Origin of the sequence: Galbibacter sp. BG1, assembly GCF_013391805.1 — a bacterium.
Classification (GTDB): domain Bacteria; phylum Bacteroidota; class Bacteroidia; order Flavobacteriales; family Flavobacteriaceae; genus Galbibacter.
The window spans coordinates 1,116,947-1,132,746 of sequence record NZ_CP058364.1 but is presented as its reverse complement, the minus strand read 5'-3'; the positions used below and the strand labels follow the sequence as shown (position 1 = coordinate 1,132,746).

General features: G+C 37.8%; 21 protein-coding genes and 1 tRNA gene. 4 read left to right on the top strand and 18 right to left on the bottom strand.

From position 1 onward, the window contains the following. Positions 1 to 274: 274 nt before the first annotated feature. The 8 genes from HX109_RS04925 to HX109_RS04890 form a co-directional block, all read right to left on the bottom strand. On the bottom strand, positions 275 to 430 hold the full coding sequence (locus tag HX109_RS04925; RefSeq protein WP_178950088.1) for an HTH domain-containing protein: 156 nt from the start codon (positions 428 to 430) through the stop codon (positions 275 to 277). 31 nt (positions 431 to 461) lie between these two features. Beyond that, the gene (locus HX109_RS04920) at positions 462 to 1,709 is read right to left on the bottom strand and encodes an RNA-binding domain-containing protein (RefSeq protein ID WP_178950087.1); all 1,248 of its coding nucleotides are present in this window, start codon (positions 1,707 to 1,709) and stop codon (positions 462 to 464) included. A gap of 226 nt (positions 1,710 to 1,935) precedes the next feature. Further along, positions 1,936 to 2,100, bottom strand: a complete 165-nt coding sequence (locus HX109_RS04915) for a hypothetical protein (RefSeq protein WP_178950086.1) — start codon at positions 2,098 to 2,100, stop codon at positions 1,936 to 1,938. A gap of 655 nt (positions 2,101 to 2,755) precedes the next feature. Beyond that, positions 2,756 to 5,506: an NACHT domain-containing protein gene (locus HX109_RS04910; protein ID WP_178950085.1), complete on the bottom strand. Its 2,751-nt coding sequence runs from the start codon at positions 5,504 to 5,506 to the stop codon at positions 2,756 to 2,758. A gap of 70 nt (positions 5,507 to 5,576) precedes the next feature. After that, positions 5,577 to 6,742 (bottom strand): IS3 family transposase gene (locus HX109_RS04905; protein ID WP_178950084.1). Its coding sequence is split into 2 segments (ribosomal slippage): positions 5,577 to 6,505 and positions 6,505 to 6,742, totalling 1,167 coding nucleotides; the frame shifts between segments, so codons are not numbered across the junction. Between the two features lie 42 nt (positions 6,743 to 6,784). Beyond that, a complete protein-coding gene (locus HX109_RS04900; RefSeq protein ID WP_178950083.1) occupies positions 6,785 to 6,928 on the bottom strand; it encodes a hypothetical protein in 144 nt (47 codons plus the stop codon). Positions 6,929 to 6,999: 71 nt separating this feature from the next. Further along, positions 7,000 to 7,407: a restriction endonuclease subunit S gene (locus tag HX109_RS04895; RefSeq protein WP_178950082.1), complete on the bottom strand. Its 408-nt coding sequence runs from the start codon at positions 7,405 to 7,407 to the stop codon at positions 7,000 to 7,002. A gap of 135 nt (positions 7,408 to 7,542) precedes the next feature. Then, positions 7,543 to 7,761, bottom strand: a complete 219-nt coding sequence (locus HX109_RS04890; RefSeq protein WP_178950081.1) for a helix-turn-helix domain-containing protein — start codon at positions 7,759 to 7,761, stop codon at positions 7,543 to 7,545. Positions 7,762 to 7,918: 157 nt separating this feature from the next. Between HX109_RS04890 and HX109_RS04885 the strand changes: the two genes are divergently transcribed. The 4 genes from HX109_RS04885 to HX109_RS04870 are packed head-to-tail and all read left to right on the top strand — an operon-like array spanning position 7,919 to position 10,214. Then, positions 7,919 to 9,124 carry a HEPN domain-containing protein gene (locus tag HX109_RS04885; RefSeq protein WP_178950080.1) on the top strand — a complete coding sequence of 402 codons (1,206 nt, stop codon included), beginning with the start codon at positions 7,919 to 7,921 and terminating at the stop codon, positions 9,122 to 9,124. Then, positions 9,078 to 9,476: a hypothetical protein gene (locus HX109_RS04880; protein WP_178950079.1), complete on the top strand. Its 399-nt coding sequence runs from the start codon at positions 9,078 to 9,080 to the stop codon at positions 9,474 to 9,476. Before HX109_RS04885 ends, HX109_RS04880 begins: the two co-directional genes overlap by 47 nt. Before the next feature lie 4 nt (positions 9,477 to 9,480). Then, a complete protein-coding gene (locus HX109_RS04875; RefSeq protein WP_178950078.1) occupies positions 9,481 to 9,840 on the top strand; it encodes a hypothetical protein in 360 nt (119 codons plus the stop codon). Between the two features lie 44 nt (positions 9,841 to 9,884). Further along, entirely contained in the window at positions 9,885 to 10,214 is a 330-nt protein-coding gene (locus HX109_RS04870) for a hypothetical protein (RefSeq protein WP_178950077.1), read from the top strand. A gap of 40 nt (positions 10,215 to 10,254) precedes the next feature. On the opposite strand, the gene HX109_RS04865 is transcribed toward HX109_RS04870, so the two are convergent. From HX109_RS04865 to HX109_RS04825, 10 genes are all read right to left on the bottom strand, one after another. Beyond that, on the bottom strand, positions 10,255 to 10,701 hold the full coding sequence (locus tag HX109_RS04865) for a DUF6730 family protein (RefSeq protein WP_178950076.1): 447 nt from the start codon (positions 10,699 to 10,701) through the stop codon (positions 10,255 to 10,257). Positions 10,702 to 10,713: 12 nt separating this feature from the next. Then, complete coding sequence (locus HX109_RS16290) at positions 10,714 to 11,022, bottom strand: hypothetical protein (RefSeq protein ID WP_255462771.1); 309 nt, start codon at positions 11,020 to 11,022, stop codon at positions 10,714 to 10,716. After that, complete coding sequence (locus HX109_RS16285; RefSeq protein ID WP_255462770.1) at positions 11,022 to 11,585, bottom strand: relaxase/mobilization nuclease domain-containing protein; 564 nt, start codon at positions 11,583 to 11,585, stop codon at positions 11,022 to 11,024. The genes HX109_RS16290 and HX109_RS16285 overlap by 1 nt, the downstream gene beginning before the upstream one ends. Continuing rightward, complete coding sequence (gene mbpA, locus HX109_RS04855; protein WP_178950075.1) at positions 11,582 to 11,899, bottom strand: mobilization protein MbpA; 318 nt, start codon at positions 11,897 to 11,899, stop codon at positions 11,582 to 11,584. Before mbpA ends, HX109_RS16285 begins: the two co-directional genes overlap by 4 nt. 131 nt (positions 11,900 to 12,030) lie before the next feature. Then, positions 12,031 to 12,894, bottom strand: a complete 864-nt coding sequence (locus tag HX109_RS04850) for a toprim domain-containing protein (RefSeq protein WP_178950074.1) — start codon at positions 12,892 to 12,894, stop codon at positions 12,031 to 12,033. Beyond that, positions 12,860 to 13,093 (bottom strand): hypothetical protein, encoded by a 234-nt coding sequence (locus tag HX109_RS04845; RefSeq protein WP_178950073.1) that lies wholly within the window; start codon positions 13,091 to 13,093, stop codon positions 12,860 to 12,862. Before HX109_RS04845 ends, HX109_RS04850 begins: the two co-directional genes overlap by 35 nt. Positions 13,094 to 13,105: 12 nt before the next feature. Further along, the gene (locus HX109_RS04840) at positions 13,106 to 14,311 is read right to left on the bottom strand and encodes a primase-helicase family protein (RefSeq protein ID WP_178950072.1); all 1,206 of its coding nucleotides are present in this window, start codon (positions 14,309 to 14,311) and stop codon (positions 13,106 to 13,108) included. Positions 14,312 to 14,337: 26 nt separating this feature from the next. Then, the gene (locus HX109_RS04835) at positions 14,338 to 14,631 is read right to left on the bottom strand and encodes a helix-turn-helix transcriptional regulator (protein WP_178950071.1); all 294 of its coding nucleotides are present in this window, start codon (positions 14,629 to 14,631) and stop codon (positions 14,338 to 14,340) included. A gap of 126 nt (positions 14,632 to 14,757) precedes the next feature. Continuing rightward, entirely contained in the window at positions 14,758 to 15,432 is a 675-nt protein-coding gene (locus HX109_RS04830; RefSeq protein ID WP_178950070.1) for a hypothetical protein, read from the bottom strand. A gap of 123 nt (positions 15,433 to 15,555) precedes the next feature. Then, positions 15,556 to 15,629 (bottom strand) — tRNA-Asn (locus HX109_RS04825). Positions 15,630 to 15,800 lie beyond the last annotated feature (171 nt).

The following is a 15,800-nucleotide window of genomic DNA, read 5'->3' as shown; positions in this document are numbered from 1 at the left end:
GTTCAATATGTAACATTCCTTATTTTATAAGGGTTTACAGGATGTGAGGAGTAAATGAGACACAAAAAAATGCTTCTGTTTTTTTAAGTTGGTAATATCTTTTTCATTTATCGCTTAATAAATTTTGAAGCTACTTATTAACAAAAATTATCCAAAAGTCTCATCTGAATTAATTGTAAGCTCCTTCAAAAATACTTTTAAATTTGCAAAAGGTCTTCCAAAATACGTCTCTTTCCGGTTTTAATTCTCCGGTCATTATTGTTGTGCATTATTATTATTTTATAATATACCAAGTCCCTTCTTTATCAGACCCTTGTCGTTCTATTAATTGTGATTCTTTCAATTTAGCAATATACGTTTCAATGGTTCTTGAAGAAACTCCAAGTATATTACTTGCTCTTTCTGCTGTTGTGGTGCTATCAGCTTCCATAAGCATTAATAGCTTCACTGTGTTAAAGCTGCTACCCTTTAAAAGTTTCTCCGAAGTCTCTCCGAAGTTTTCCCGAAGTTTTAGTTTCGGCTTTGTCTTTTTGGGTATAAAGTTTTAAGATCGTTCCATCAAAACTAATATCATATTCGGGTGCTGTATTGTTGTATCGCTCCCAGTTGGTTTCGATTTTGTCGAATCCATAGCCAGCATTTTCGGCCAAGCGTACCATACGGAACAATTTTGAAATAAGCGGGTTACGAGGCAATGACAAGTCTTTGGCTTTTAACTCTTCCAAGGGTTTAGGCAATCCACCCGGATTGTAAAACTCGATATGGTTAGTGAAAATGCGGATACGCGAGTGCGCCGGTGCAAAGTAATCGGCGTGCATTAGCATATTGACCAAAGATTCCCGAATGGCTTTTAAACCCGGAGAAAGCTCTTGGCCAAAACCCTGATTGGTTATTTGAAACGCTACGTCCACTTTTTGTTTTAAACGCTGGAAACAAGCAAAATAATAGTCCCAAAGGTTTTCGTATTCGTCTAACCGAAAAGTGTAATTGGTAGTGGCATCTCTGATGGTAGCCCCCGGAATTTCTAGCAGGTCGATTCTAAAATCAGGGAAATGCTTTTCAATACTTTCACGTTTTCCTAAAAATAGCAAACCGGCATAGGTTAATTGCTCGTCATCAACAATACGTAGTTTGGTTAAAAATTCGTCTTCGTCATAACGGTTATAGCTTACATCGGGGTTAAAGCGTGCCATATAATCACGGTACTGTTTTAATGATGTAGTGTGCAAGTCTGCTTTAGAGGTTTTAGGTGCTAATTCTGATGTTTTGGTTCCAAAGGTTTGATCGCGGAACATAGCATCAATTTCTTCTTTGGTAGCCCGTTGGTCAGAGCTTCCCCTTCGGATAAAAGTGTTTTGCAGGCTATTGTAATAAACGGGCTTGTCTTTTGATACCGGCACATAAAATGCCAAAACTGTTTTACCATCTATGTTATGTTTAGCTTGTTGGGTGGGAACAAATACATTAAACTTGCCCGATTGAATGTTATTTAAAAAATCCTGTTCAACTTTTTCGGGGCTGTTGAGACCTTCTACTTCAAATTGTTTTCCGTTTTGTTTTATACCAAACAACAGCCATCCCCCGGAGGTATTGGAAAAAGCAGAAACGGTTTCCCATGTGTCTTTTGGCAATCCACCTTTAGCGGCTTTTACTTCAAAGTCTTCCCATTCCAGATCGGCTAATTTTGATATAAGTTGATCTTTGGTCATTTCTATATTATACTTTTAAATACTATTATTCAATTCTCGCTACAGAACTGCCGGCAATGCTGACATAAGAAATTCATATGTTATAGTCATAATCAACTATATCTATATTAGAGTTTATTTTAATTTTTCACCTTTCATATGAAATGTAGGTCTTTTGGTTCTATCTAATGTTCTGGATAAAGTATATGTCAATGGTTTCCAGTTCGAGTGTTTTCTTACTTAACAACTATCTTTTCAGCTGCTTATAATTTTTTTTCATCATCCATTCTTTTACTAAACCTCCAAATTTTTTATCTTCGAAAAATTTCTCAAAAGTGTCTTGATTTTGATCCATAAGGCCTATGAGTTTATCCGTAAACGAATTGTTAAAGATAAACTTAAAGGTGTCCATTTTGTTGACCTTGGCTTACGATTTCAGGATTTGATCTTCCATGAGTTCTGCTTCTATCTGGTCGAAAAACAATTCATCGGCTTCTTCAAACTCGGTACCGAAACTTTCGTTAAGGACGTTTATGATTTCCGATAGCCGAGCATCTTCTTCCTATTTTTTCAGTCCAGCTTCGGTGGCACCACTTAATTCTACCTCCTGGCTTTTCTGCAAGGCAATGGCACTTTCTTTTATTTTCTGCAAACGGTAATATTCTAATGCTACTTCATCATCCAAATACTATAATTCCTAAAGCTCACGTTTTGGCAAACAAGTTTACAATAGCTTGATATAGGCAAAAACCTTTTCAAAATAAGTATCAAAGAAAGGCATGATTTGAGCCAAAAAGCATACAGATTTGTCCAAGTTCTTAAGCCTTTTTTAAATTCGTCTTGTTTTTCATCCTCTAAGTCTTTAAATCGATCTACAGCTGAGTCGGTAAATTAGTATAGATATTTTGTTGCTTTGGGGTTTTTAATTTGGTTCCCAGATAAAATTATACCTTCACAAAAGTTTCTATTTCCTGTGCCCAATATATCTGAAACTCGTCCAATCGTGCTTTCAAATCGTACAGGTGGTTTACATCTACTTCCTCGGTTACGGTGGTTATGCTCATAATCTATTTTGAATCTATATAGTTGATATTTTTTTTACATACTTTATCAACTTCAGTAAATAAGCTAATTAATTTAATAAATAACTCGGGTTTATTTGACTTTATTACCATGTTCTTAAAATTTGATTTGTTGCCTGTTATTTCAAAAACAGATGGTATCGAGGTCTCTTTAACCATATTATACTCCTTAAGAAAATCTATATCGAAATAATGCTCAATCTCAAAGAATTTAAAGGCTTGTTTATCTTGATGGTACGGTTCATATTTTTGATCGTCTGGTATTGGTAATAACATTGCATAAACCTTTGCTCCCTCCAGCTTCTTTAAAATGCCATTAACTGTTTTAAAATTCTCGGGGAGACCATTAAATTCCGCAAAGCCTTTGGCGTCATTATCGAATATACCAATGATTGTTTTTTTCTTGTCAAAATCTGTTTCAATGTTTTTCCCCAACCTTATTAAATATTTTGCCAACTGATGAGCGCCGCCGCCTGTCGTTCCTTGCCCATCTTCAATAGCGGTAATACTCCAATAGGGTTTTTCATTCATGGTTAATGTATTAAAGGCATGTTTTATAATTGAGGCATCGGATTTACCTTCTGTATATATTTCAACTTCTCTTATTGGGTTTAATAGCTCATATGTTGTATTATTTAGGGTTTTAGAGGGGTGATCCAAATAGAATCTGATGCTGTGGATATATTTTCTTTTTTTAGTATCAAGTTTATAATCTTTTATTAATTTCGATTTATCTCCTAGTTCAAGTAAGTCAATCGCCTCATTAAATAAAAAAACAAATAATGACTTTGTCAGTAGCTTGTCTTGATCAAAAAGAATTTCCAATTTTGAGTTGTCTTTTACTCTACCGGTGTTTAATGTAGCCGCAAGGCAAAAAAGCTGATACAATCTTGTGGTTTTATCTTTCTCAAATTGGGTACTATCAAATTGCTTTAATGATCCATGTAATTCATCAAACGCTAATTGTAGGGGATCGCGAAGTGTTAAAGAATTATAATGATTGTAAAACCAAAAAAGGTTCATGATTGCTATATCAAATTCGCCAATTCCTTTAAAAAAGGGATAACCTTTTTCAGCTAATTCCTTAACCTTTGTGTCAGCAAGTATTAATAGGTTTAATGCAGTTATAACAGCATCCTTACGATTTGCAGAATTTGTCATCCATAAGGATTGTAATATATAACCCAGACCTGAAATAGACAAAAGGATATTAGGTAAAGAATTGTACCGTTCAGTACGCTGAGCTAACTTTTTCAAAAACATTTTCATGTTTTTGGTTCTTCCTGCATAAAATATGGCTGTATTTTGCCAATTATATTTACAAAAATTTTCAACAATTTCATCTTCTAGCGTATTCCTGTTTTCATCATTAAAGATCTCTCTAGAAGCATAATATTCCATGAAATGATCATGCTGATAAGTAACATACTTTAAGTCGTCAAGATATAATACGCCTGTTCCGTCAGTTAACCCTTTTATCAATTCAGGAATCGTTCCTTCTTCAATAGTTATACTTTGTTCCCTAAAATAGTCTTTAATGTATTTCACAAATTCGTCTTCTTTTAATCTAGATCTATTTGATGATTTAATTATTTTGAGAGCATACATTTGGAGGATTTTTTCCTTAACATCAATTTTAAGGAAATCTATGCTTGAGTTGACATTTAACCTACCTAACAAAAAGGTGTTGAAATTATCATATACATCCGTAATGGTGGCAGGTACTTCATATCCATTTTCTTCAAATAAAATAGATACTAATGAAATGGTTAATGGTGTAGGTGGAACTTTATCAAGGATTTTATTCTCTTGTAGATTTTGCCATAGTTCTTCAGATTTTTTTAAATCTCGCTTAAAAAATGTGGTTAAATATCTTTGAACTTGATTTAAATCAAAATTGGAAAGTAATGTGTTAATATGATCGCATACTTCACACTCTTTTGTTAAGCTTTCATAATTTCGAGTTGCTAGAATAAAATTTAAACTATGCTGTTCAGATAACTCCCTTAATTCATGAAATATTTCTCGTTGTTTTAATCTTTCTAATTCATCTATCGAATCAATTAAAAGTAAAATTCTATAATCTTTATATACTTTATCCACACCTTCTTCGCTAACAAAGCTAACTACCTCACTTTCGATTGCTTTAACGATTGAATAATCAGAATTTGCGATTAATGTGGTTTTAATCTTTATCGGTAAGATTTTGTTGGTAGAGTTTTGGTTTTTTTGAATAGCTATCTTGCCAATTTCTTTTAACAATGTAGTTTTACCTGTCCCTGCATCTCCCGAGATAAAATAATTTTTTCCATCCAAATATTTATCCTTATTAAAACGTGAATGTATTTGTCTTCCAGTTTTTTCATCTTCCTTTATATAGTATATCTTAGGTTCAATAAAGAAATTTAATAGCTCTTCAAATTTTTCATCAAGCTTTAAAACCCTTTGAAGCTCTCCATTTGATTCTAAGCGCTCAATAAAAGCATCTTCAAAACTTTTTAAAAACACATCATTATGTCCCCAGTATTCAGGCAGGTGCTTATCAACCAATTTGATTAAATCAGATTCTTCCCAAAAATGAACCTTATCTGTTTTAAGCTCACTTCTTAGCCAACTTTGAAAATATTTAGAAATTTTCTTTCCGTGTGAACTAACTACAATTATTTCATCATTTTCTTTAATACAATCTTTAAGTTGTGTTTTAATTAATTCAACTTTCCCGCTCAATTCACTCAAAGTGCAAATTATTTTTAAATCTCTATGCCCTAATGCCGAATCTGGACTACCTAATAAATTTGGTACTATTTTATGCTACGTTATACATCTTTTTAATTTTTAGTTCCAACTCCTTTTCAGCTGGTGTTTTAAAGTCCAAGGCTGAATGTATCCTGACGTTGTTGTACCATTGGATGTAATTCTCAATAATTTGGTAAGCCTGCAGGTACGATTTGAAGCTATGCCTATAGATGCATTCGTATTTTATGGTCTTAAAGAAGCTTTCCGCCACGGCATTGTCCCAGCAGTTTCCCTTCCTGCTCATGCTCTGGGTTATTTTAGGGCTCATGTAAAAAAGGGACACCATTCTGTGGCAGGCGTACTGGCTCCCTTGGTCCGAATGGAAAAGATGGTTGTCCGTTATTTCCCTTCTTTTTCTGGCCAGGCTCCATGCTTTGTAAACGGTGTTCTCTACGGTCATATCTTCGCTTAAGACCCATGAAAGCACTTTTCTGTCCGCCAAATCCAATATTGTTGTCAGGTAATTCCAGCCATTCCCTATTTTGATGTATGTGATGTCCGATACCCATTTCTCGCCGAGGCTATCGCTGGTAAAGTCCCTTCCCAGTAGGTTTTCTGCAATCGGGAACGAATGCCCCGAATCGGTCGTGGTCACCCTGAACTTCCTGCTTAAAATACTTTTAAGCCCCATTTTTTTCATCAAAAGGGCAATGTAGGACTTGCTATAAAACACACCCTGCCTTTCCAGTACTTTCTGGATTCTTGAACTGCCATATATCCGGTTACTGCCATGGTATACTTCCCGGATCCTTTCTTTTAAGCCATCCAGGCCACTATTGGGTCTGCAGCCCTGGCCTGCCCTTAGCCAAGTGTAGTAGGCATTCTTGCTCACCCGCATGCATTTGCACATCTTTCCAACAGGGAATCTGCCTCTATGGTCTTTAATGAAACCGTATATCACCTGTCGCTCTTGGAAAAGATGCTTACCGCCTTTTTTAGGATATCGCGTTCCAACTTCACATCTTTCAGCTCTTTTTCCAAGGCTTTGATCCTCTGGTTTTCTTCACCTCCCAAAGAAGTATTTATACTGCCCGATGTTTTTGACATCCTTTTCCATCTGCTAATGGAGGCTTGACTGACACCATACTCATCCGATAGGGACTTGACCGTTCTGCCGGTACCCAACAGCTCTAGAATGGTAGCTTTAAATTCTTGGTCGTAATTCTTACTGTTCATAATACAAATCTAAGTTTATCACATAAATCCGTACCAACTAAATTAGACATTCCAATCTTCAGTAGCAGTCAGTATTGATTCATTAATACTTTTAATATCATTTAACCCCAGTTTATCACAAATTTTAATAACTAATGCTGCTAAGCTTTGTATGTCTGATATGTTGGTTAATGTTTTCTTACTCATTATATTTAATTTACTTTTTTCAATAAATTACCTTAATTTTCCCTGTGACGACTTCTGTTATCAACGCCTGCCTATATTCTTCCTACAGTTTTATCAAATTGCTTGATTCTGGCCACCTTGGCATTTATACGAGTCCATTTAGTTTCAATATGGTTGACATTGGATTGTTGTTCTTCCACTGGAGGTGTTGAAACATCCAAAAATGAATATTTATCGGCTCCAATATTTTGTATGGTTGCTTGATTAAAAATACTCCTTTTCCAATTTTCATGAGAACCTGATCTCATGAAAAAGTAGAGAAAATCCGAGATTATAATATTAGGTTTTGGGGTAACTTTAATTGAATATCCAGCAAAGCAAGTTACTTTCTCATAATCTTTAAACTGAAAAGTTTTTCCAACAGTTGCACCGCTTCTTGCAAAGAAAACATCACCTCCTTTATGCAAGTAGTTATCTGCTTTTTCTTTAAAGTTGTTCATTAATAGATAGACATTTTGTGATGATAATATTTAGTTCAATTGGGTAATCATCTGACTTCCATAAAATATTTTCCCATAGAAAACTAATTTAATAATGATGTTTGAGGAAAATATACGGAAATCCGTAATAAAGCATTACCTCTTCGGCAATTTCAAATTTCTACAAACTTCCTTTAATAAATCGCCAGGATCTTCATCAATAGCAAGGGCAATTAAGTATAATTCTCTCACCTTTAATTGAGTACTGGCGTTATTGGCAAGTTCACTTAATCGTGTTTTGCTTAATCCAGTTTTACGAGATACATCCGATCTATTTATTGATTTTTTAGCAAAATATAATCCTAATTCCGTCATGCGATTATTCTGTTATTAAGAACATAAAGTTAGTGTTTAGGATAAAATTTTCCGATTTTCTAAATAATTGTTTGTCATTTTGTCATATTGTATGTATATTCGTTCCGATTATAAGAAAAATATATCTGAAATTGTGAACTTTTAAATTGATATAGACATGGAACTAGAAGCGAACATACAAGAACAAGAGGTGAAAGATAAATTAACTTCGCTTTTGGAGGTACAGTATATTTTCCAATCTACAGCGGCAAGTGAGGAATATTCGAGAATTATATGGATAGCGATACTACAAAGTAATTGTTCTTCATTGACCCAAGAGTTGTCCTCAATGGTCGCTAAAATTTTCCAACAGGAAACAGACTTTCTCTACAGGATATTCCCTTTTGAATATGCACGGCAACAATTAGCTGAAGAGAACCTATTCTTTATTCACGGGTTTAACCCTGCAAACCTGATCTATAAAAGTCCCAATGTTGAAAATCAGCTTATCGATAGAGCCATAGATGTGAATACTTTTAACAGGATTGAAAGTGTTTTTCAAATAGAACACAATAAAATTAACGCGTTCCTGGAAGGTGCTAATTTCTTTATTGAAAAAGGGAATCTTTCCCAGGCGGCTTTTATGTTCCATCAATATATAGAACTCTGGTTCCGGTTTGCTGGGTTATTTATCATGGGCAAGGAACGCAAAAGCCATAATATAAAAGAACTGCAAACCTATTTGAAAGCCTTTGCACCGGGACTGGGCAATCTTTTCAATACTGAAATAGAAGAGGAACAGAATCTATTGAAACTGTTGGATGAGGCGTATATAGCCACTCGTTATCATAACAACTATCACATTAATGGGGAGCAAATACAAAAGATACGTGAAAAAGCAAATGACGCGTACGCCCATGTGGAGATGATGTTTAAACTTAAAATGAAAGCCTGCAGAGATGAACTTTCAAAAACTAAAAATTCAAAAAGTGAATCAGACAGAAATCACTCTTTAGAGTTTTTGACAGATTACCAAGAAATAAAGGGAAAGATACAGGACCTTGCAAAAAGAAAACTATGCGAGATAAAACCGGGTTCCAAAAAATTCTACTACAAAGCGAACTTTAAAGTAGGCGGCCTTGCTGATATCCTATTTGATATAGCTGGAATTATGAAGGTGTGCATTATAGCTCTGGAACACGCCGATAGCAGTTATGGAAGGTTAATCCCTCAGCCCCATGTCAACATCCAAACTGCCCTGGATCATATACTGCAATTGCTCCCATTTGAGGAGATAGAGTGTTTGGAAGAAATCATGGAAAAATATATTATGCCTTATGAAAACAAAGAAGAAGAAACAATTGAAAACCCTGCAAGAGCTTAAAGAGCTGGTAGCAAATACAAAAGGGATGTTGGAAAAAACCGACCAGTTTTGGGATGGGGAACCCTTGCAAAAAGCCGAAATCCGCATGTGCAATTATTATGAACTGATGCTGAAAATTGAATCCCTGATCAAAGTATGTGCATTCACCTTGGATGGGAAAGGCACCTATTTTACATCCTCTCTTTTCAGCCAATATACAGACGCCAATACAAAAGACCGAAATACTTCTGTCTGCGTTGTTCTGGAATTAATACTCACCCTGCTACCAAAAAGTGAAATGGTGTGCTATGATAAGATTATAGAAATGCTCTCAGAAGTTAACAATGATAAAAAGGATCAATCTAAAACCTAAAGTGATGAACCCAAACGAACAAAAATTGATAAACAGCTTAAAACAGCATGCAATGGATCATCATCCCACTTTAAGACCACATTCTTTTTATGAGGATAAATTTGAAGTGAGCCTGTTTTATGTAGAAGACCATGCAGAACTATTGCTTACGGTCCGTGCATTGGTGCACCTAGCTATGAGGACCATTGACCCTGAATTGAGTCTGGATACTATCTCCGAAAGAAATGAAAAATACTATGTCCGTCATTTGCTTGCCATTGCCAACCGTTTAATGCCAAAGGGGGAGGAAGCCCTTATGGATCACCTTAATCTTTATTATAGGGAAGAGGGGTTGGGGATAAAAAGGGGTAAGGATCAAAAGTAAAAGGACAAATAGAAAAGCTTATGTATAATTGAAAATTGAGTACCATGAAAAAGAAACAAATCAACAAATTACAAGCATTGGCCAATGATAAATTGAACACCTTGCAGCCTTCCAATTTACGTAAGGGTAAATACAAACCTACCTTTTTGGAATTTGAAGGCTATACCGATTTGTTCATTACCATTGAGGCATTGATCAATGTGAGTATCCTAGCGGCACAGGGGGATACCTTTTCACCTCCAAGGATTAAGGATCATGGTATGGATATCCGTCGGACTTTAGAACTGGCAAACAGTCTTTTGCCCTTTGAAGAAGGCGAGTTTTTGGATGAATCTTACAGGCTTTTTAAAGAAGATCCTAAATCTTCTTTTTAAAAGGAGGAATACCTCCCCTCAAATCTTACCATAACTAATACTATTTTGCGTGGTTTCCATTCGGGTTCACCCAATTAAGATATTGTTCTTCTACTTTGGGGTGTTCCTTTATAAAGCCTTGATAATGGTTTTCCAATTGCAGGATATTGTCTTTTAGCTCCCTGTTCTTATGTCGATAACTAAGAGTGATAAAACCCAGTACCAATAGCAGTACCACGAAGAATGACCCAACCACTACCGACCATTTTGGGAACAACCGTGACCTGTCAAGACTGTTGAGCAGTTCCTTGGTATTCTTTTCCTGTATTGCTTCAAACCGCTCCTGTTTTTTTAGGTGGGTTTCCAAAAGGTACTCAATCTTTGACGCATCCGCTTTGACCTTAACTTCCTTAAGTTTTTTGGATAGCTTTTCCAATTTGGTCACCGATGTATTAAACCCTTCTATCTCTTCTGTCAGCAACGCTGCTATTTCTTCCAATTTTGCCATAACCAATTCATTTTAATAAGCAATACCGATCACTGTATCGATCACTTTTTTAACCACATGTTTCACTATTTTTTTGACCAAGGAAGCCGCCAGGTTGGGATGTAGCGTTACCGCTTGGTTCCATATCTTAAGGGTACTTTCCTTGGACAGTCTGGGCCCATTTTCCCTGTTCTGGGCAATGGCCTGCAATATTTTACCGCCCGATAGTTCCCTGTGTACGGCACTCCCTTTTAGGTTCTGCGACCCATGGGCAAACCGGAACCCTTGCAGTTGATTGGATTTATTGATCACGGGGATCACTTTCACTCCGTTCTTTTCCATCAGTTTGATGTACCTGTCGATTGTCCCCGGCTTTTCCAACAGTGCCCTTTGATGGTGCTCTTTGATGACCGCACGGGTATATAACAGGGACTGTTGTTTTCCCGTTGTACCTCCCTTGCCGTTGTCAACTGCATTTCCTTGGCCACTTTTTCAGCGGCCAATTGACTTTGCTTTCCGATATAGCTGTCATTGTAGGCCTTTCCATCAAACCTAATGCGGTTCACGTACAAATGGACATGGAGGTGGTTTTTGTCCCGGTGCACAAAAGCCATGGCTTGGTGCTCCTGCAGTTTCATCTGTTTTACGAACCTACCGGTAAGTTCTTCCAGCTTCTTAACACTTAACTTCTTGCCATCTTCCACGGTAGGGCTGAGCACGAAACTCAGGGTGTTCTTCTGGCAACGGGCATTGGTATCCTGTACGATCTTGAACTCCTTGGTCACTTCCGATGGGGTTTCCCCAGCCAGATGTGCCCTGTAGACAATTTCTGCATCCTTTTCCTGGTCCATCCCATACTTCATGGAGGCCCTCGTGTGCGCTATGGCCATTCCTTTCCCTATCATTTTTTAAAGTTTTGTAAGTGGTCCTTGATTTCGTCAGCAAGCAGGTACACTTCTTCGGTCAGCTTGGGGTCCCTTTTTTTGAACATGTTCCCAATGCGCTTAAAATGGTGGTGGTACTGAACAAGGGCCTTATAGACCTCGATCTGCTCCTCGGTAAACCGTTCAATGATCTTATCATCCATGGCCGCCATGCGGCAATAGGAACTCAAACTGAGGTTGGCCCTTTTTGCCTTGACCTGCAACAGTCTTTTTTCAAACTGGGTACACCGGAATTTGACGAAAGTGGATTTTATGTTGACTCTGGCTTTTGCCATGGTTTAATTGTTAGAATTAGGAAGTGTTTCTATGTTTGGTACCAAAGGTGCCCAGCACCCTTTGTGACCTCCGGGAGCAAAGCAAGATGGTTTTTGTGGCAACAAAAACACATCTTGAAATTGCTGCGCAATTACCCATCCGGTTTTCCCGTCCACCATGCGTTTATATCCTTAAAGCCCGAATACAATACCGATCTGTCCACGGCTTTTGAATGGGAAGCCAGTAAGAAATCCGTAGCCTTTTTACCGGCACTGTCCCGATCCAAATAAAGTTCTACCGTACTATAATTCTTAAAATAATCAGGGACCCTTTTAATAAATGCGACAGAGTTGAGAACAAGGAAGTCTGCTCCTTTGGATAGGGTAGGGCAATGACTGGCCAATGAGAGCAGATCGAACATCCCCTCGCACACAATCAGGTTAGGGCATTGGTTCCTTAAAAATGTGATGTCCTTTGGGGAAATGCTGCCTTTAAAGAATTTGTTCCTGAGCTCATGACCCCCGGATATATTTTCAAGCCCGATGGCAAAATAGTTTTTACCGTTCAACCTGAAATGTACCTCTTTGCAATAAAGCCTTGCCACTGCAGGTCTAATCTTTCGTGACATTAAATAAGCTAATAGGGCAGGGTGCGTGATGGGTTTTACATCCATAACCTCTATGCCTGGTCCCTTTTTAGAACGGGGCTGCTGCTGAAAAGAAAAAAACAAAGTTTCATTGTCCAAAAACATCAAGGCCTCTTTTACCGAGCATTGTTTTATAAGGCATACCAGGTCGATCACATTGCCGCCTATACCGGCGCCATGGTCGTACCATCGGTTCAATGTTAGGGATACCTTGAAAGAGGCTTGTGTTTCTGACCGGAAGGGGCTCAGAAACCAAGCTTCTTTCTCCGTTTGTCGGGTGGGGAAATGCCCTGGTTTTGCGAGTGCCTGCACGGTGCAAACACTACGGGCTTTTTCACACGATAGTTTGTTTGTTCTCTCCTTTTTCATGGGCTGGATGGTTTTCTGAAAAATTTTGATAAAATGATGAAGAATCCTTCTTAACCCCTATATTTACTGGTACTTCACACTTCATCATTTTTTCATCATTCATCAAACTGTTTTGCTGATCTTCATCATTTTTGATGGAATCTAATTTTGATGAACGTTTGATGAAACTTTGATGAAGGATTATTTTATTGATAATCAATTATTTATACTCTTAATTCATCATTTCATCAAAAATTCCATAGATCTTTTTTCTTTCAACAGCAAAATATCTTCCGACACGGCTGATCTGGACAAACTCACCATAACTGGTATACTCGTACCCCTGATAGGAATTTGAATTGTCTGAAGGGGTAAGCCCCCATTTGTTTTTCAGTATTCTCCGGATGTCGTTCGGTTCGAAGTTTTTACGGCGTACCTTGCCGAGGTTCGAAACGATTTCCCTTGGGGTGACCCTGAGCTCATCCGCACCAGTGGCCTCGAACATTTCGTAGAGCAGGTGCACCATTTCCCTTTCGACCGCATTGTTGTTCAGCCAGACCAGTTTCTTTAGTGCCCTGGTCTTTATCTGTTCCGGGGTGAACCACATCCGTGTTTTCTTTTCAGAGGCATAGGAACGGTCCCTAAGGAACTGCAGAAAGGCCGGTACTTCAGAAATGAGCTTGTGCAGGTATTGGGTGTCCTCGGTATCGAAAGGGGGCACTTTCCTTACCCAAAAACGGATTTCATTGGAATCTATTAGGATAAAAGTATCCTCGTTATTGCTACAGAGAATGAATTTCCCGAAAAATTCGACCTCTTCCCGATCCTTGCCCTTGGCCTCCAACTTGTCCTTATCGGTGGTGCTCAAATATTTAAGCCGTTCGGTGATCTCTTTTTTATCGAAGAACACCTCGTCCACCGCAACGATAACCTTCGAAACCCAATCGGCATTGAACTGTGAGGAAAAGCTGTCCCCTTTGATATAGGTCATGTTCTGGCCGAAGATGGCCTTGAGCCATTTGATAAAGGTGCTTTTCCCGGTGCCACGCTCTTTGCTGACCAAGCATAGGATGGGCAGTATCTGTGAGGGGTTCTCATAAATGATTTTTAGGTAATCCAGCCCGAGTTCGGCCTGTTCCCCGAAGATGTGCCTCACAAACCCCATGGAAACAGGGCATTTTCCCTTCTTGGGTGCCATGGGCAGCTCGTGGTAGGTGTTATAGGAATTACCGACCACTTGCTCGTACCCTATATGCTCAGGGATACAGCAGAACCCGTCGAGTTTTGGGATTTTGGAAAGATAGGACTTCCCATGGTCTGCAATGATCGTTTCCTTGTTCCAACGGACCATTATGGAAATGGAGTCCCCAGATATAAGGGGTCTCTCGATATCTTTCCAATACGTGGTACCGATGCGTCTGTACGGTATCTTTTTCATATAATAATATTTAAAGTGGATGGTGTTTAGGATTTTCCGTTTTTCAGGAGCTTCCTATTGAATTCATGTTCCAGGTAGGCATCTGACAGTTTGGGTTCTCCTAAAAGCCAAGCATCAATGGCATCCTTATCGAAGAATTTTTGGCGGATGTGTTTGTTGTTGCCCATAGGGATCAATCGCAAATGGGTCAGTTTATAGATTTTGCTTTTGGAAAGCCCTGTGTATTGGGCAAGGTCTTCTACATTTAAAACCTTTTTGTTCTGGGACAGCAATGCTTTAATATCCTCCAATAAGCCCACAACGTTCTCTTGCTCATTCATTGTTTTAAAGTTTTTGGTTAATGATGAGTAAAAGGCCTTCTACGTTTAGTGGACAGGGCAAATATATGAAAGCAGATACGGTCAAATCAATAGCATAAACGCGGTTATGCTTTAATTATCCAATAATTATGGAAGGGAGAAGACATTTTTCCAATATTGGTGGTAAGCCACGCCCTTTTCGGTGTCGAGATCATACTTCCAATTGGAAAAACTGGATTTCAGGGTATCGTAATTGATGGGTTTGCGGTTCATTAGAAAGGAGTCCCTGAGCATTTCAAAAAAAATTTTCTTCTGTACATCCGTAAAGTGTTCTATACCATCCTGGATAAGTACATGGAACATTGAGAACAACATGCGGTGGTTGGCACCTTCCTTGCTTTTGTTGTTTTCGCGGAAATTGATTTTGTTCTGTACATGGCGGCGGTTCAACAGCAAATTAAAATCGATACGTTCATCCTCGTTGAATTTAAGAAGTTCGTAATTGACCGTTTCCCATTTGAAAGGGACGTAATAAAATGGATAAAGCCTACTGTTTTTGATCCTCTTTTTTTCATAATAGGCCGCAAATAGTATAATCAATAAAATCCCGGTCAAAAGATATCCAAAGAAGAATAGAAGTTTTTGCTCAAAGGAACTGTAGGAGCTGAACAGCGTGATGACCAAACCATAAACTGCGATGATAATTATTAGAAAATAAAGGCGCGCGCTATTACTGCTTAAAGTGCTACGCTTAAAAAAGTGATCGATGGCGTCATCCAACTTACACCATAATACGGCTAATTTTTTGATTGTTCTATCCATTTGGGTGGTTATGCATGCATCAAGATAAGAAATAAATAGAAAAGCACTTATTGTTGTACCTATGTTGTACCCATGAAAACCAAAAAAGCCACTCAATTTCTTGAATGGCTTTCTGTTATTAAGCTCCCCCTCTTGGGCTCGAACCAAGGACCCTCTGATTAACAGTCAGATGCTCTAACCAACTGAGCTAAGGAGGAATTTACTTTTATCTAAACTTCTTCGTTACCTTATTTTTGGCCTTTTCTGAAGTGTTTTATTCCTTTTTTGCGGATGCAAATATATATGTTTTTTTCTTTACTCCAAACAAAAAATTATTTTTTTTGTTTTACCTGTTGAAAGCGATTTTAAATGCGCTTATTCGTTCAAGC

Excerpts from the sequence above, each read along its gene's own strand:
- HX109_RS04925 (WP_178950088.1), bottom strand. The coding sequence starts at position 430 with ATGGAAGCTGATAGCACCACAACAGCAGAAAGAGCAAGTAATATACTT.
- HX109_RS04870 (WP_178950077.1), top strand. The coding sequence starts at position 9,885 with ATGAAAAAGAAACAAATCAACAAATTACAAGCATTGGCCAATGATAAA.
- HX109_RS04835 (WP_178950071.1), bottom strand. The coding sequence starts at position 14,631 with ATGAATGAGCAAGAGAACGTTGTGGGCTTATTGGAGGATATTAAAGCA.
- HX109_RS04915 (WP_178950086.1), bottom strand. The coding sequence starts at position 2,100 with ATGGACACCTTTAAGTTTATCTTTAACAATTCGTTTACGGATAAACTC.
- mbpA (WP_178950075.1), bottom strand. The coding sequence starts at position 11,899 with ATGGCAAAAGCCAGAGTCAACATAAAATCCACTTTCGTCAAATTCCGG.
- HX109_RS04875 (WP_178950078.1), top strand. The coding sequence starts at position 9,481 with ATGAACCCAAACGAACAAAAATTGATAAACAGCTTAAAACAGCATGCA.
- HX109_RS04865 (WP_178950076.1), bottom strand. The coding sequence starts at position 10,701 with ATGGCAAAATTGGAAGAAATAGCAGCGTTGCTGACAGAAGAGATAGAA.
- HX109_RS04920 (WP_178950087.1), bottom strand. The coding sequence starts at position 1,709 with ATGACCAAAGATCAACTTATATCAAAATTAGCCGATCTGGAATGGGAA.
- HX109_RS04890 (WP_178950081.1), bottom strand. The coding sequence starts at position 7,761 with ATGACGGAATTAGGATTATATTTTGCTAAAAAATCAATAAATAGATCG.
- HX109_RS16285 (WP_255462770.1), bottom strand. The coding sequence starts at position 11,585 with ATGATAGGGAAAGGAATGGCCATAGCGCACACGAGGGCCTCCATGAAG.
- HX109_RS04830 (WP_178950070.1), bottom strand. The coding sequence starts at position 15,432 with ATGGATAGAACAATCAAAAAATTAGCCGTATTATGGTGTAAGTTGGAT.
- HX109_RS04885 (WP_178950080.1), top strand. The coding sequence starts at position 7,919 with ATGGAACTAGAAGCGAACATACAAGAACAAGAGGTGAAAGATAAATTA.
- HX109_RS04840 (WP_178950072.1), bottom strand. The coding sequence starts at position 14,311 with ATGAAAAAGATACCGTACAGACGCATCGGTACCACGTATTGGAAAGAT.
- HX109_RS04850 (WP_178950074.1), bottom strand. The coding sequence starts at position 12,894 with ATGAAAAAGGAGAGAACAAACAAACTATCGTGTGAAAAAGCCCGTAGT.
- HX109_RS04900 (WP_178950083.1), bottom strand. The coding sequence starts at position 6,928 with ATGAGTAAGAAAACATTAACCAACATATCAGACATACAAAGCTTAGCA.
- HX109_RS04880 (WP_178950079.1), top strand. The coding sequence starts at position 9,078 with ATGAAAACAAAGAAGAAGAAACAATTGAAAACCCTGCAAGAGCTTAAA.
- HX109_RS16290 (WP_255462771.1), bottom strand. The coding sequence starts at position 11,022 with ATGGAAAAGAACGGAGTGAAAGTGATCCCCGTGATCAATAAATCCAAT.
- HX109_RS04895 (WP_178950082.1), bottom strand. The coding sequence starts at position 7,407 with ATGAACAACTTTAAAGAAAAAGCAGATAACTACTTGCATAAAGGAGGT.